We start from the raw sequence: 16,171 nt of genomic DNA, 5'->3' as shown, positions 1-16,171 counted from the left end.
CCGAGATCGTTCCGGGCGACCGCATGGGCGTGTGCGCACGAAACATGATGCGGCGCTACGTCACGATCGGCATCGAGGAAGGCGGGACGATGGCCATCCCGTCGACATGGGAGGCCGGGTGGTGCTCGTCGATTCTGCCGTTCCTCTGCGCGCAGTACGGTCTCGTGCATCTGGCGCGGGTACAGCCGGGTGAAACGGTACTGGTTCATGGTGCTGCGGGCGGTATGGGATTGGCTGCCGTGCAGGTAGCGAAGCTGATGGGCGCACGCGTCATCGCGACCGCCGGCACCGAGGAACGCCGAGCCGTGGCACGCGACGCCGGCGCAGACGAAGTTCTTGCCTCGCGATCGCTCAACTATTCCGAGGAGGTCATGGCGCTCACCGACGGCCACGGAGTCGACGTGGTCTTCAACTCGTCACCCGGCGAGATCATGGCGCAGAACCTGCACGTCGCAGCCGAATTCGCGCGCATCATCGAAATCGGCAAGGCCGACATCTACTTCGGCGGCGTCATGGATCTGAAGCCGTTCGACCGCAATCTGACCTTCTACGCCGTCGACATGGACCGAATGTTCGAGCACAAACCCGACCTGGCACGTCAGGTCACCCGCGAGGTGTTGGACAGGATGTCGACCGGAGAATACGAGCACCTGCCGTACACGGTGTACACCATGGACCGGGTGGGCGAGGCGTTCGATTCGGTCATCCGTTCCTCGCACACGGGCCGCGTCGTACTCGATCTCGCCGAGGACTCCCCCGTCGTCCGTCCCGAGGTCCCGACGGTCGACATCGATCCCGCGGCAACGTACGTCGTCACCGGCGGATTCGGCGCGTTCGGCACCGCCGTCGCGCGGTGGCTCGTCGACGAGGGCGGCCGCAACCTCGTTCTGGTCGGAAGGAACGGCGCAAGCACCGATCGGGCACAGGAGACGCTTGCCGAATTCGCTGCAGCTGGAGTGAACGTCACCGAGGAATTACTCGACATCTCCGACTACGACGCCGTCCTGCAGATGGTGAACAGAGTGAAGAGCGGCGGCAGCAACCTCGCCGGCATCTTCCATACGGCAGGACTCGTCGACAACTACGCCGTCAACGACATCACCGACGAATCGCTACGGAACATTTTCCTGCCCAAAGTCACCGGTGCCATCAATCTCGATCGCGCATTGGACGAGGCCGGAGCCGATCCGAGCATCTTCGTGATGTTCTCTTCGATGAGCAGCCTCACCGGTGGAGCACCTCAGGTGTCGTACTCTGCAGCAAACTCCGTCCTCGACGCCTTGGCGTGGACACGTCGGCAGAGGGGAAAGTCGGCCTTCACCGTCAGCTGGGGTTCGATGTCCGGCGGTGGGATGGCCGAGGCGAAGCAGGAAGTGGTGCGCTACCTGGACATGCTGGGCTTCAAGAACATCGACATGGACGAAGCGACCCGGTTCCTGCGCGAATGCTTGACGTTGGACATCCCGCACGTGGCGCTCGTCGGGATCGACTGGGAACAGTGGGGCGTCGCCAATCCGGCGTCGGCATCCATTCCGCGGTTTGCCGCGCACATCGCCGCAGCCAGTACTGGCGGATCCGGCATCTCGGCGCTCCAGGCCGAGGTCCTCGCGCTTCCCGAGGACCAGCGGGCGGATGTCCTCACGTTCATCCTCGCCGAACAGTTGGCGCTCGTGATGGGCATCGATGCAGAGGCAGTCGACGTCCAGACGCCACTGCCCGAGCTCGGACTCGACTCTCTGATGGCAGTCGAGTTCGCGGCCCGTGTCGGAAAGACCGTGGGATTGGAGCTCTCCGTTCTCGAGTTCGGTCGAGGGCACGGTCTCGCCGCGATCGGCGGGAAACTCGCCGCGGGACTCACCGCTCGCGCCGCCGGAGTCCCCGCGCCGGCCGAGCCCTCCACACCGGAACCTGCGCCCATCGAGATCGAGGTCATCGCGGGTCCGGCCTACGAGCCGGTCGACGCGGCGCGGGCGGTCGAGAGCGCAACCAGCGGAGGCCCCCGAATGACCGACACGACAGGAATCAACTGACATGACGAGTGATGCGCGCGAAATTGCGCGACAGCTACTGTCGCGCAGCGGTTATTCGACCGTTCAGGTCGACGATCCCGGCACCCCGACACACCTCCGGTCCCCGGTTCCTGTTCCTGAATTCACGCCTCCGCCGGGGTCTCGCTCCGCGGGACGCGGCTTGCTCGATCATCCGGACATCGTGTCCACGGTCGCGCAATTCGACGGCGTCGACGCCATGTTCGCGTCGCTGGGGGTGCCGAATCCCCTGTACCTGGAGCACGAAGGCCCGAGCGGCGCAGTAATCCGACAACTCGACCGAGACATGCTCAACTTCGGCTGTTTCAACTATCTGGGGCTGAGCAACGACCCGCGAGTCGCGGACGCAGCCAAAGCCGCCATCGACGAGTACGGCACATCGGTATCGGCGAGCCGTATCGTGTCGGGTCAGATTCCGCTGTACGCGACGTTCGAATCACGAATCGCCGATTTCTATGACGTCGACGATGCCGTCATCACGACGAGCGGATACCTCACCAATGCTGCAGCGGTGGGGTATCTCCTCGGTCGCGGAGATCTGGCCGTGTGCGACGCTTTGGTCCACAGCAGCATCGTGTCCGGCACCGAGTGGGCGGGATGTCGTCGAATCACGTTCCGACACAACGACCCTAGTGCGCTCGAAGCGATACTGAAGATGTCGAGGTCGGGTTTCACCCGGGCGATGGTCATCCTCGAGAGTCACTACAGCATGGACGGTGACGTTGCTCTTCTTCCACAACTCGTCGCCGTCGCTCGTAAGTACGACTGCGCGGTGATGATCGACGAGGCCCATTCGTTCGGGGTGCTCGGGGAGCGCGGCCATGGGATCAGAGACCTGTACGGCTTGCCCGGGGACACTGTCGATGTGTGGATGGGGACCATGTCGAAGGCGCTCGGCAGCGTCGGCGGGTTCCTCGCCGGACGTCGAGAACTGATTCGCGCGTTCAAGTATTCAGCGCCCGGGCTCAGTATGTTCGCGACCGCACCCGCTCCTGCATCGATCGCGGCAGCGCTCGCGAGTATCGACATCATCGACGCCGAACCGGACAGAATCGCGCGGCTGCAATCGAACGCCCAGCATGCCTTCGCGAAGGCACAGGCGCTCGGACTGTCGACTGGGTTGGCCGAGGGCACTCCGATTTTGCCGATCATCGTGTCGGACACGCAGAAGGCGGTCATCGCGCAAGTGACGCTTCTGGAAGCGGGCGTGAACGTCAATGCGATCACGTACCCCTCGGTTCCTCTCGGCGAGGAACGTCTTCGCTTGTTCATCTCCAGCGAGCACTCGATCGAGCAGATCGACACAGCATTGATCGAGATCGCACGTGTCCTCGACCGGTTGTAGCGGCAGGTTCACCAACTCCGCGAACAGTTGAATCGTGGACCAACTGCTCGATCGAATCACGCTGCGAGCGAACGACTTGCAGCCGATTCAGTTCGATCACGCCCAGCCGCCAATCGCGGCGCACGGCAGCCTCGACGACAGGAAGGTATCGGTGTATGGTCTGCACTCAAACGCAGCTGACCAGCGGCAACAGGGGGACTCGATCACGCCGCGCCGTCACCTGCGAACTCGGAGCCGTACCGACGACCACCGCTTCTCGACGAACCCCTCGTTCAACGACCGAACAGGACGTCCCTTGCACAAGGCTTCGACTTCGAAATCGACACCTTCCTCACGTAACCGATTGGTGGAAGCCATCATCGGGCGCGCCCGTCTCGTAGTCGCCACCTGCATCGCTGTCGTCCTCGCGGCAGGGATCTGGGGCGCGGGCGTCCTGTCCGATCTCAGCCTCGGCGGGTATTCCGATCCTGGCAGCGAAGCAGCGCAGGTCGACGACACCGTCGACGCCGAATTCGGCCGCTCTGCCCCCGATATCGCGATCGTCTACACGCCTCGAGACGGACGGTCGATCGACGACATCCGTGGCGTCGTCGAAGCCAACCTCGCCGAGATCGACGCATCCCTTCTCGTGCGAGCTCCGTTGACGTATTGGAACGTGCCGCCCGCCTTCGCAGAGGGGCTGACGTCGTTCGATCGTCGATCCGTGGCTGCGGTATTGACTTTTACCGGCGACGAGGATACCCGGGTCAAGTCCTACCGCGACATCAAGGACGCCCGCATGTTGGACGGAATCGATGTCGAGTTCGGCGGCTTCTCCGCCGTCGCCGACGCCTACAACACGCAAGCTCGCGCCGATTTGGTCCGGGCCGAGATCATCACGTTTCCGATACTGATGGTGTTGCTCCTCCTCATTTTCGGTGGAGTCACCGCTGCAGCAGTTCCGTTGTGCATCGGAGGCTTGAGCATCCTCGCTTCACTAGCGGTGATGCGAGTACTGACCACCTTCACCGAGGTCAGCATTTTCGCCACCAACATCGCGACGCTGGTCAGTCTCGGTATGGCCGTGGACTACAGCTTGTTCGTGCTGACCCGGTTCCGTGAAGAGCTTCGGCGGGGAGCCACGACCGAGGACGCGGTACGCCGAACGATGGCAACCGCGGGCCGTACGGTCGCGTTCTCCGGTCTGCTGCTGGTGTGCGGTTTCATCGGAATGTTGATCTTTCCGCAAGCGATGGTTCGTTCACTCGGTTTCGGCGGCATGGCGGCAGTCGGCGCCGCGGCCTTCGTGTCACTGACCGCACTCCCGGCAACCCTCATGCTCCTGGGGCATCGGATCAATTCGCTCAGTTGGCGCAAGGGTGCTATCGACCGTGGAGACGAACGTGCAGAACGTTTCTGGGGTTCGGTCGCGAGTCGGGTGATGCGTCGACCGATTCTGGTCGCGGTCGCGATTCTTGCTTTCCTCGCCCTGCTCAGTGCGCCGATCTTCGGGTTGACCCTCGGGGACCTCGACCACAAGGGGTTGCCACACGATGCTCCGGCTCGGGTAGCGACCGACAAGCTATTCACCGACTTTCCGCTTGCCAATTCCGGAGTCACCGTCATGGTGCAGTCGGCGGAGGGCGGGTCACCGGATCCACTGGCCGTGCAGGAGGTCGCGAACGAGGTGGCGCGCCAGAACGGAATCGCAGCCGCGGCACCGGCGGGCGAAGCCGAGGACTTTGCAGTGGTGCGCGCCATCCTGTCCTCCCCCGACCGAACCGAAGGTGCACTCGCCGCCGTGGATTCCATTCGGGAGATCACTCCGCCGGACGGCACCGTGATCGGAGTAGGCGGGCCGACTGCCCTCAGCCAGGATGGAATCGCCGCCATCTACAACACGATTCCATGGATGTTCGCGATCATGATTGCGGCCACCTTCGTCGTCACCACCGCCGCATTCAGGTCGATAGTGTTGTCCATCAAGGCAATTGTCATGGCAATGGTCAGCCTGGCCGCCACCTTCGGTGTGCTGACCTTGATCTTCGACGACGGTCACGGAGCGGGTGTTCTCGGCATCAACCCGGGCCCAGTCCAAGCCACGATGAGCATCCTGATCCTCGCTGTCGTGTTCGGGCTCTCCACCGACTACGAGATCTTCCTACTCTCCCGCATTGTCGAAGCGCACGACCGCGGTGCGTCTACACGGGAGGCAGTTCGCATCGGGGCTGCCCGCACCGGACGGGTCGTCACCGCGGCAGCCCTACTACTGATCACGGTGACAGCGGCCTTTTCGCTGTCCGAACTTTCGATGATGCGCTTGTTGGGAATCGGCGTCATCGTCGGTCTGATCCTCGACGCGACAGTGGTGCGGATGTTGCTCGTCCCGGCCCTCGTAGCGCTGATGGGCGAAGCCAATTGGTGGTTGCACCCCTCGGCGTCCAGACCCGAACCTAATCGGGTTCTTTCAGACAAGGACAGTGCTCATGCCGGTTGACATCAGAACCGCGACCAGGTCCGACATCAAGGAGATGTCGGCGATGATGGCACGAGCATTCCACTCCGACGATCCGGTGAGCGCGTACTTCTTCCCCAACGATCGACGCCGGCCGAAGATGCAGCGGCGGATGATGTCTGCGCTGATACGGCATCGATATCTTCCGGTCGGCGGAGCGGAAGTCGCGGTCCTCGACGGAAGGATCGTCGGCGTGAGCCTGTGGCATCCACACGATGCTCCCCGGGTCGAATGGTGGCGCGGTCTTGTTGCGGGTCCGCACCTGCTGTGGGCCATGGGTAGCGCGGTACGAGCCGGCATGGCGATGGATCGGATGCTCGACGCGGGCGCTCCCGACGACAACGCCGTGCTGTGGGTGTATCTGGGAGTCGAACCGACGCTGCATCGGTCCGGTGTCGGCGCGGCGTTGTCACAGTCGTTCTTCGACCGCGTCGACCGGGAAGGCCGGACGACGTTCGGAATCTGCAAGGAAGGCAACATCCCGTTCTGGACTGCAATGGGATTCGTCGAAGCAGGGACCGCCACAATCGGCCCTGATGGACCCGTGGTGCACCGGCTGAACCGTCCGCCCACTGCCCGAGGAGCGGAGCAGCACAGCGAAAGTCCACAGCACGGACTGGGGTGAGTTCTGGCTCGGCAGAGCTGACGTGGCGGTGATCGCCTGTTTGCGCAGCACTGTCGGTTGTAGTCGGCCTGAATCCGATATCACGGTGCATGCGCGATGCGATTCCCTCCTCGGCGTTTGGCTTCGTACATGGCATCGTCTGCGACGTCGATCAGGGCCCGCACAGTGCCGGCCATGTCCACATCGGATTCGAAATCCTGGATCGATGCCGACGCGACTCCGATGGAGGCCGATACCGGCGCACGATCACGGACGTCGTAAATCGCCGCGAGAAGGGCACAGGCGAGTTGGGACGCCCGGTCCGGTTCGCTGACGAGTATGACAACGAATTCCTCGCCGCCCAGGCGCGCGCCGACCGCTTCGTCTCCGCAAAGATGAAGGATGCGACCAGCCGTCTCCCGGAGAACGTCATCCCCGGTCGCGTGACCGAACTGGTCGTTCACTGCTTTGCACGAGTCCAGATCGATGCAGATCGCGGACACGCAGCAAGAGTTCGGCGACTCGCCGGTCTTCGGCCGCTGCAGCAAGGCATGCACAGCCGCGAACAGACCTCGTCGGTTGCGTAGTCCGGTCAAGTGGTCGAAGTACGACCGCGCTGCATCCTGACGGAGAGTATCGAAAAAGAAGTGGTTGAGTGGCGAGGCAGCAAACAACACCACCGTCACAGCGATCGATGTGGTGATCGCAGTAAGAGTCTCCTCCGGTTCGGACACAATTGCCCGAACGAAGAGGACCAGGACAACACCCATCGACAACACATGGTGGACGGCGAAAGCACGCGGGCCGTGGAACACGTTCGTGTAATTGCCCATGGGTGCGAAGAGCATTCCCAGGGCAACAGAAATCGGGCTCGGTGGCAGCGACAGCAGCATCGCCGCGATCGAGCTGTCACCCACTGCGACAAACCACCGGGATTGGGTTCTGGTCGGCATCTCTCCTCGCAGCCACCACAAGCCGATCGTCGTCGACAGCACGGCAACGCCGACCAAGATCCAGCTCGCATAGGGTGCAACCTCACCTCGACTCGATGCCAGGCTCAGAGCGCCGACTACCGCAATCAGCGCGCACGTCGACGCAATCAGATAGGGCGCGGCACGCAGAACCGGGTGTGTGCGGTGATAGCTCACCACCCAGTCGTAGTCGATGGCGGCAGACCACCACACGCGAAGAGCACTCATCGCACGTTCAACCTCGGTTTCGATAGTCGCCGGAAGCCGATAGCTGGGCCTGCGGATCTTCGACTGCATGAAGGCCGACGTCGTAGGACTGGTGACCCAACGCTCGAAAGACATCTGCAGCCATGCCGTCGGCGGTATGAGCTTCGTCCCGCTCCGGCTGATATAGCAGCATACGACCCATTGCGAGGAGCGAGCCAGCGGTTGTAGAACGAACCGTCGGTCGTCGGTGACGAATCGTCATAGAACTGCACAGCCACCCCGGCGTCCCATCACTGAGGATGCCTGTCCGTCTCGGCGGGCACGTCGGACTCGATACGGCTCCGACCGACGGTCGCGTGCCGCAGCTGGGGAACGCAGATGCCCAGCTACGGCACGCGGCGAACGGTCACAACTAGCGCGACTCGCGCCACCGGGTGGCCTCGGCCAACTCGAACCCGTACCGATCGGCCAATACGCCGAGTCGATGAACGTTCGCACTGTCCAAAGAGGTTCCGATGCTTCGGAGTTCGAACTCACCGGACAAGGACAACAGCATCGTCTCGGCCATGCATGCATACGTCAGGCCCGGTGCTAGACCATAGTTCAATCCGTAGTCCGACCCTGCTGGCAGCCGAACGATGCCGCCGTCGAACACCGTCACATCGGGGCGAATGCGGCCCACGTCGTGCGGAATGTTCGGCGGCTGAGCGACATCGCAGACTATGGCGTCGGACGCCAGATCCGTCGCGTCGATAAGCGAATGCGGTGCCGAGGTCGCTGCGATCACGATGTGCGCGCGGGCAACGCCAGCGGCAGGATCGTCATAGAACTCGAGGCGACCACGAGCGACGAGGTCGTCGAGCGAACCGTGGTCAGCCGCTGCAGCGAGAGCCCCTGAACCGCCCCTCGCCGCGTCCGCGATCTCCCCCGCTGCGGCCCAGAGCTTGGGTGCAATCTGCCCGTGTTCACCCGGGCGTCCGACGAGGGTAATGGTGCCGACGTCGGGGGCCAATGCCCGTGCGATGGTTCGCCCGATCGCTCCTGCCGCCCCGAGGATGGTCACCCGCGTCGTCCCCAGATCGATGTGCCGCTCAGCACACACGCGATGAACAGCCCGTATGCTTGCCGCCGCTGTGAACGAATTGCCTGTTGTCAGAACGCCGGCCATTGTTCCGAGCGCAAGCCCGTTCGCGGTGACCGCCGAGGAGTAGCCGCCGAGTCCGACGACTGTCGCCCCACGCTCGAAGGCAAGGTTCGCGGCCGCGGCCACTGCCGCAACAGCTGCTTCGGGCGGCAACTTCAGCAATGCCCGAGATGTGAACGGTAGTCCGATCAGATTGCCGTGGGCTGCACCGTCGTGTTCGGTGACTATTCGACCGCTGCCGACGACGAACGGCGACGGGTTGAGTTCCGATGTCGCCGAAGCAAATCTGTTCAGCAAGTCCTCCCGCTCGGCGTGTGAGAACTCGATCAACGATGTGTCGAAGGTTTCGAAGACGTCGAGGTCCAAGGGATGGGCGATGAAGCCGAAGCGGAAGTCTCCCTCGACTTCGGGTCGGTGCGGAAGCCTGGCACCGATGGGCGAATCCGTAGTGGGTGCAGGCTTGGGCGACCGTCCGACGAGATGTCCGATCAGGCCGCCCAGGTCTCCCGCTGCAGCGAATGCGAACGCTCGGTCGAGAGCGGCCACCATGCGCCGGCATTCGGAATCCGTCACCGTGAGTGGTGGTTCCACCCTGAGTACACGCGCTCCGAAAAGGGTTGGAGCGAGTCGGATTCCCTCCACCTGCGACAGATAGGACGACACCATCACCGCCAGATTCTGCTGGTCTGCAATGGAACCGAGAATTGCCTGCCTGCCGACGAAATTGATGTCGTCGGTGAGCTCGACCCCGAGCAACAGTCCTCGACCACGCACATCCGTAACCACTGTGGGGTACTTCATTGCAAGCTTCCGAAGTTCACCCTTCACGGTGTCGCCGAGTTCCTTGACCCTCGTCACCAGCGCGCCGCCGTTCGCCGTCAACTCGTCGAGCACCGCAATTCCAACGCGCGCGGTGAGCGCATTGCCCGCGAAAGTAGAGGTGTGCCGCAGCGCGAAGCTCTCCCCCACCAGTTCAGGTCGGCACAATACTGCTCCACTGGGCAGGACGCCGCCTCCGAGAGCTTTCGCGAGGGCCAGAATATCGGGGACGACGCCTTCGTCGTCGCACGCGAACATCGTTCCGGTCCGGCCCAATCCGGTCTGAACCTCGTCGACGGCCATGAGAACGCCGTGCGCAGTGCAGATTTCACGTACCCGCGTCAGGTAACCGGTCGGCGGTGCGACGACTCCGCCCTCGCCCTGAATCGGCTCGACTACGAAGACCGCGAAGTGACCCGGCGAGTCTTTCAGAGTCTGCTCCAGCGCATCGCTGTCTCCGAAGGCAATCGCCTCGAAGCCGGAAACCGGAGCACCGAATCCAACCTGATACTTGCTGTTGCCCGTCGCCGACAGAGCGCCGAGGGTCTTCCCGTGAAAACTGTTGTGAGTACTCAGAACTCCCATTCGACCAGTGGCGGACCTGGCGATCTTGATCGCGATCTCCATCGCCTCGGCACCACTGTTGACGAATGTCACGCGCTCCAGACCGGGTGGCGCTACTTCGACGAGCTTGTTCGCGAGCTCGCCAGCCGGGTACAGCACCGAGGGCTGCACGAAGATGGCCTCGCCTGTCGTCCGGACCGTATCCATGGCACGCCATACACAGTCGGGATTGTGTCCGAATGGAAGTGCGCCGTAGGCACCCGCGAAATCGAGGTGAACCCGTCCCGCCGCATCGTGCAGAGCTGTGCCCTGGCCCGACACGTACTCGATGTCCAAATCGACCGCGCTCAGCAGCCGGAACAACTCGGGATTGACGCTTGTCGTGTAGCCGTCTCGGCCGGTGGGATGTTCGGTGGAAATTCGTCCGATCGATATGTCGGTCATCTGTGCTCCGTGTCTCGCGAAACCACCTCCGGTAGCGCAAGCTGCCGGGAGGCGATCTCGCGCAACCAGAGCTCGCCCCACGGTGGGACGCAAGCGCGATGGTAGCTGCCCAACGGCTGTAGTTAGCGGAACAAAGATGCACTGACTACCGATTAAGCGACACAAACCCTACATACGGTCGGTTTTCCCCTCCCGTCGGTCGATGTGTGTAGTGGATGTCACACAGCTACTTCAGTTCGGTCGCCGACACGACCCACTTGCCGTCGATCAGTTCCATGTTCACCATGATCGGGAACATGGCGCTGTCGAAGGCTGCGCCTGCACGCGTCGAGCTGACGTTCATGTTCGCGAGCACCTCTGCCTTGTCGGATTCGAGCCGCGTCAGGCCGATGTCCATGACGTCGACCTCGGTGGCGGTCTGCGTCTGCACTGCACCGGACTTGATGGCGTCGAGGAACTGGTTCGTCTGCTCCTGCAACGCCGGTCCCATGTACTCGCGTGCCTTCGCAAGATCGTCGTCGATGGTCTCCCAGTTGTACCGGTACAGCGCCGTGAGACCGTCCGTCGCAGCCCTCGTCACTTCGGAGGAAGTTGCCTGGTCGACCCATGCTGCGTTCTCGACCGACGTGCCCGGCTTCATCGCTGCGACGGTCGCGAATGCAATGAGCAGCACCGCAACGACACCCACCACGATCGTCGGCATCCACCGAGTACGCCCGCCCGGCGACGACTCAGCGACCTCAGACGTAGCTGCGGGCTCGGGCGTGGCAGCGGTCTCGGGCGTGGCAGCGGTCTCGGGCTCGGGCGTGGCAGCGGTCTCGGAGTTCTTCTTCTCGAGCGACGGCTTGTCGGCCTTGGCTGTGTCGGCCGAGGTGGCTTCCGCGGTCCCCTCCGAAGCAACCGGAGCGGAATCTACGACGGTGGAGTCCGCTGTGGCGGCATCGGATACCGCGGCGGATTCTGCCGTGCCAGCGGTCGTCGGTTGCGAGTCCTCGGCCTTCCTCCCGACCCCCGCGACCTTCTTCCGGGCTTTGGAGGTCGTGTTCGGGGGAACGATCTTGCGGCGCTGTGGGGGCACTGGTGTACAACTCCTCGATAACTTCAGGTGTGACTCGCGACTTCGGGTACGACTTGGGCGAGCAAGGGGCTCCTCGCGATGGTGGTTCTACGGCCCGCTCGGCGTGCCGGGCGCAGCACCCTCGGTCGCACCTGGATCTGCCGGTGCGACAGTCGCGTTCGGATCTGTGTTCGGATCTGCAGTCGCATTCGGATCTGCGGCAGCATTCGCATCCACGGTGCCCGCCACCGGATTGAGCGGAACTGGATCCCCGATCGGCGTCGCCTGCGATGCCTTCCACGTCCCGTCGACGTCTTGCATCCCCAGTTCCATGACCAGACGCTGCCGTGAGGGTTGGTATCCGTCGCGCGTCGTCGTAGTCGCGACGACGACGAGAGCCCTGGCTGTGCCTTCGTCCTCGGAGAATTCGGTGAGAGTTCCGGACAGCACCTCGGAGGTGGTCTTCGCCGTCAGGTCGCGCTGGTCCTCGGTGAACGACGAGCGCATGTCCTCGATGAACTTGTTCATGTCGTCACCGGTGACAGAGGTGAGAATCGTGTCGAAGGACTGGTCGAGATTCGCGGAGTCGAGGGTCGTCATGTTGAGTACGGCCTGCTGGGCGCCGGTCAGGGCGGAATCTCTGGTCTCGGCCGTAGCGCGGTCCGCTGCGGCGTCCTTCCATCCGATGCCGAACCACACACTCGCCGCGAGCGCGACGGCGGCCACGATGGATACGCCGATCAGAAACGGCTTTGCTTTGTTCTTCGGTTCGGTGGACGACGACGGCTGCTGCGTCTCGTCCGTCGACCCGGGCTCGGTGTTTGACGTCACAATTGAAACCTTACTCTTCGGTAACACGGGCTCGATTCGCGCCGAGAACGACCACGGGAACCCCGAAACGAGAAAAGCGGTGGATCTGCCGACTTCGGCAGATCCACCGCCACTCGCACACGACTACTTGGGGGTGACCCCGATGAGCGGAGCGAGCTGAGAAGCGATCGGGTTCAGGTTCAGCTTGTCCGGATCGACCTTCGGCTTGTCATCCCACGGCTGCGGGATCTCCGGGTCCGCATAGACAATGCGGTTCGAGCTACGGACACCGGTCACACTGCCCTGCGGAGTCGTGCAGTTCGCCTGCAGGTTCAGCGGGTAGTTCTCCTCGGTGAGGTCGAAGTTGGGATTCTTCGCCTTCTCTTCGTCGAGGATCGCCTGCGAACCCTCGTACCCCTGGGTGCAGGGCGGAGGATTGTTCGTCTCCAGCAACAGACCCTGATGGATCGTGCCGTCGCCCGGTACGAGCGTGCCCGCGCCAGCAGCCAGTGCCGGCAGGAAGATCAGTAGAGGCTTGAGTGCCAGCGTGCGCGGAGCCGCCAACTCGGTGACCGAGTTGATGTTGGCCAAGTCCGTTGTCAGCGAATCTCCGCCTTCGGCGATGAGTGCGCCGATCTGATCGCTGGCAGCGGTGCCAGTGTTGATCAGCCGCCTGATATCCGGATCACTGCTGCGCAGCTGTGCGGTCACCGAGTTCAGATCTGCACTGAACTGACGGATGGCCGAGGACTGCTCGGACTGTGTGTCCAGCACGGTCCGGCTGTCGCGAATCAAGGCAAGCGTCTGCGGAAGCGCCTCGTCCCCCGTCTGAGACAGGGTGCCGAGTGAATCGACAAGAATCTGGAGATCCTCGCCCTTGCCGTCGAACGCCGCACCGAGCTCCTGGACCACCGTCGTCAAGTTCTCGAGCGGAACTGTGCGCACCAGTTGATCGGTACTGGCGAGCACGTCCTCGACCGGCACCGGAGTCTGTGTATCCGCGGTCGCGATCTGAGAACCGTCTTCCAGGTACGGACCTTCGTCGCTCGTCGGTTGCAGGTCGACATACTGCTCGCCGATCGCAGACCGGTTGGCGACGATTGCTCTGGCCGAGGACGGAATTTCCGGTCCACCGTCGTCCAACAGCAGCTCGACGTCGATGCCGTCGGATGTCAACGACAGCGCGCCGACGGTACCCACCGGCACACCCCGGTAGGTGACCTCGGCGTTGGTGAAGATGCCGCCGGAATCGGCGAACTGCGCATTGACGCTGTACTGACCGAAACCCAGCAGGTTGTCGAGTCGAACGTACTTGCCGCCGACATAGACGATGCCGACAACGGCAACGACGATGAACGCGATGAGCTGAAACTTGACCAGCCGCGATCTCACAGCCCACCTCCGAGTTGTTCGATCAGAGCATTCAGCGGAGCGAACGGCGTCGGTGCGCCGGTTTCACCCTCGTCGGGCTCGGTTCCCGGCGCGACCGGAACTCCCGGCGCCGGCGTCGGAGCCGGAATGATCGGCGGCAGCGGCAACAGCGAAATCGTCGGCCAGCCCGGACGAGGACCGTTGCCGTTGTAATACGGGTTGCTGGGATCGACCGAGGGAAGGTGGCTACCGTACTTGGGCGGGATGTAAACCGGATCCCCTTCTCCTACACCGAAGTTGCGCAGTGCAGTGCCGATCGAGAGATCGAGCGACAGGTAGAGGTTGGCCGAGTTGCCCTGGGTGATCTTCTCGATACCGTCCGGGAAGGGCAGCGTCGGGATGAGCGGCAACGTCGTCACGATGTCGTCTGCAGACGCCGCGAGCGCCTGCAGAGTCGGCCGCAGGGCACGTAGGTCGGCGATCAGATCGTCCTTCGACTGGTTGATCACGTCGGTGCCCACTGTGCCGAGGCGGTCGAGTTGGCCGAGCATCTGCGTCAGCTGCGGACGTTGTTGCTCGAGAACCTCGGTCGCGATCGGCAGGTCCTGCAGCACCCGATCGATCTTCTCCGTTTGCGCACTCACCTGGGTGGTGAGAACGTCGAGACCGTCGAGTGCACGGGTGATATCGTCGCGCTGCTGCTCGAGTCCGGTGATCAACGTGTTGGCCTCTTCGAGCAAACTCCGAGTGGTGCCCTCGCGCCCGTCGAACGCCGCGTTGAGCTCTTTGACGATCGGAGCGAGCTGCCCGACGCCACCGCCGTTGAGGAGCAGCGAGAGCGCACCGAGGACCTGCTCGATGTTGGTCGTGACCCTGGTTCGATCGAGCGGGATGGTGTCACCATCGGCAAGCTTCTGGGGATCCGCGTCACCCTCCGGAACGGTCAGCTGGATGAACTTCTCACCGAGGATGGATGTCTGTTCCACCGCGGCAGTGGCGTTCGCCGGCAACTCGATCGAGTCGTTGACGATGACGCCGACGTTCGCTGTCCATTCGTTGTCGGCAACGGTGATGGAATCGACCCTGCCGACCTCGACACCGTCGACCTTCACCGTCGACTGCGGAACCAGGTCGAGGACGTCCTGGAACTGGATGGTCAGGCGGATCGGGTTGCTGCCGACGTCGGCACCGCCGGGTAGCGGAATGCCGTACACACCTTGAGAACACGCGGTGGCGGACATGACGACCACTGTCGCGCCGAGAAGCGCCGTCAACGGCCGGGCGCCCTTTCCTGCGATCCACGTTTTCATCGGCGTGCTCACTGTCCCCCTCCAATCGATTCCTGCAGACCGGGCAGTGTGTTGCCCTCGCTGAGGCGCGGTGACACGACACCGGGCACGGTTCCTGGCACTACGTTGTTCTGCTGTGTCTCGTTCGTGAGCACTCCGAACGGTAGAACCAGACCGGAGTCGCGCACCGGTCCCTGGATCAGGGTCGTGATTTCGGCACACCGGTCGATGACGGGTTGAATCTGTGCGCCGAGCTGCTCGAACCGTGGGTCGCCGGGAACCAGCTTGCCGAGGTCGATCAGTTTGCAGACAGTTCCGAGCGGATCCTGAGTCTCGTTCTGCAGATTGGCGCGCAATGCGAGCGTGCCCGATTCCGCGTCGTACGAGTTGACGAGGTTGCTGATCGCCAACGGCAGGATCGTCAGGGTCTCGACGAGGGACGACCGCTGATCCGACAGGGTCTGCGTCGGTTGCACGAGACCATCGGCGGCCTGCACCAATTGGTCACGATTGTCCGCCACGAAGCCCGCGACGTCGCCGAGCGCGATCGACAGCTGGTTCAGAGCCGCACCCAGATCGTCACGTTCTCCGTTGAGGAAGCTCGTCAGGTCCGAGAGCTGGTTGTTGAACTGGCGCACCTGTTCGTCGTTGGCCGCGAGTGCGGAGACGAACGTCTGCAGGTTCTTGACCGTGTCGAACAGGTCCCCGCGGGAATCACTGAGGGTGCGAGCGGCATCGGACAACTGGGTGATGCTCTCGCCCAACGCCTCGCCGTTACCGTCGAGGTTGGCCGCGCCCGTATTGACCAGATCGGTGAGCGCACCGTTCGCATTTGCCCCGTTGGGACCGAGTGCGTTCGAGAGCTCGTCGATGCTTGCATAGATCTGGTCGACCTCGACGGGAGTCGCAGTGCGTTCGCGAGGAATCACGGCATCGTTCGACATAATGTCGCCGCCGGAGTAGGCCGGTGCGAGCTGCACATAACGATCGGAGACCAACGACGG

General features: G+C 63.2%; 12 protein-coding genes. 4 read left to right on the top strand and 8 right to left on the bottom strand.

Going from position 1 to position 16,171, the window contains the following annotated elements; genetic code table 11:
- From A2J03_RS29305 to A2J03_RS29290, 4 genes are all read left to right on the top strand, one after another.
- The coding region (locus tag A2J03_RS29305) for an SDR family NAD(P)-dependent oxidoreductase (protein ID WP_156520651.1) at positions 1 to 2,030 on the top strand (2,030 nt) is incomplete at its 5' end.
- A gap of 1 nt (position 2,031) precedes the next feature.
- Entirely contained in the window at positions 2,032 to 3,393 is a 1,362-nt protein-coding gene (locus A2J03_RS29300) for an aminotransferase class I/II-fold pyridoxal phosphate-dependent enzyme (protein ID WP_068381726.1), read from the top strand.
- Positions 3,394 to 3,739: 346 nt separating this feature from the next.
- Positions 3,740 to 5,869, top strand: a complete 2,130-nt coding sequence (locus A2J03_RS29295; protein ID WP_231912766.1) for an MMPL family transporter — start codon at positions 3,740 to 3,742, stop codon at positions 5,867 to 5,869.
- On the top strand, positions 5,859 to 6,512 hold the full coding sequence (locus A2J03_RS29290; RefSeq protein ID WP_068381729.1) for a hypothetical protein: 654 nt from the start codon (positions 5,859 to 5,861) through the stop codon (positions 6,510 to 6,512). The genes A2J03_RS29295 and A2J03_RS29290 overlap by 11 nt, the downstream gene beginning before the upstream one ends.
- An 80-nt stretch (positions 6,513 to 6,592) precedes the next feature.
- Here the strand turns inward: A2J03_RS29290 and A2J03_RS29285 are convergent, their stop codons facing one another.
- The 8 genes from A2J03_RS29285 to A2J03_RS29255 all read right to left on the bottom strand — a co-directional run.
- Positions 6,593 to 7,690: a GGDEF domain-containing protein gene (locus A2J03_RS29285; RefSeq protein WP_197481026.1), complete on the bottom strand. Its 1,098-nt coding sequence runs from the start codon at positions 7,688 to 7,690 to the stop codon at positions 6,593 to 6,595.
- 7 nt (positions 7,691 to 7,697) lie between these two features.
- Entirely contained in the window at positions 7,698 to 7,862 is a 165-nt protein-coding gene (locus A2J03_RS31365) for a hypothetical protein (RefSeq protein WP_197481025.1), read from the bottom strand.
- A gap of 219 nt (positions 7,863 to 8,081) precedes the next feature.
- Positions 8,082 to 10,640, bottom strand: a complete 2,559-nt coding sequence (locus A2J03_RS29280; RefSeq protein ID WP_068381720.1) for an aminotransferase class III-fold pyridoxal phosphate-dependent enzyme — start codon at positions 10,638 to 10,640, stop codon at positions 8,082 to 8,084.
- 226 nt (positions 10,641 to 10,866) lie between these two features.
- Entirely contained in the window at positions 10,867 to 11,718 is an 852-nt protein-coding gene (locus A2J03_RS29275) for a hypothetical protein (RefSeq protein WP_068381718.1), read from the bottom strand.
- Between the two features lie 87 nt (positions 11,719 to 11,805).
- Positions 11,806 to 12,528 (bottom strand): hypothetical protein, encoded by a 723-nt coding sequence (locus A2J03_RS29270; protein WP_068381715.1) that lies wholly within the window; start codon positions 12,526 to 12,528, stop codon positions 11,806 to 11,808.
- 123 nt (positions 12,529 to 12,651) lie between these two features.
- Entirely contained in the window at positions 12,652 to 13,899 is a 1,248-nt protein-coding gene (locus A2J03_RS29265) for an MCE family protein (RefSeq protein WP_068381712.1), read from the bottom strand.
- Entirely contained in the window at positions 13,896 to 15,188 is a 1,293-nt protein-coding gene (locus tag A2J03_RS29260; RefSeq protein ID WP_197481024.1) for an MCE family protein, read from the bottom strand. The genes A2J03_RS29265 and A2J03_RS29260 overlap by 4 nt, the downstream gene beginning before the upstream one ends.
- 8 nt (positions 15,189 to 15,196) lie before the next feature.
- The coding region (locus tag A2J03_RS29255; protein WP_068381706.1) for an MCE family protein at positions 15,197 to 16,171 on the bottom strand (975 nt) is incomplete at its 5' end.

Origin of the sequence: Rhodococcus sp. EPR-157 (genome assembly GCF_001647195.1) — a bacterium.
Taxonomy (GTDB): Bacteria; Actinomycetota; Actinomycetes; order Mycobacteriales; family Mycobacteriaceae; genus Rhodococcoides.
The sequence above is the reverse complement of the archived record's forward strand: the minus strand, read 5'-3'. Positions and strand labels throughout refer to the sequence as shown.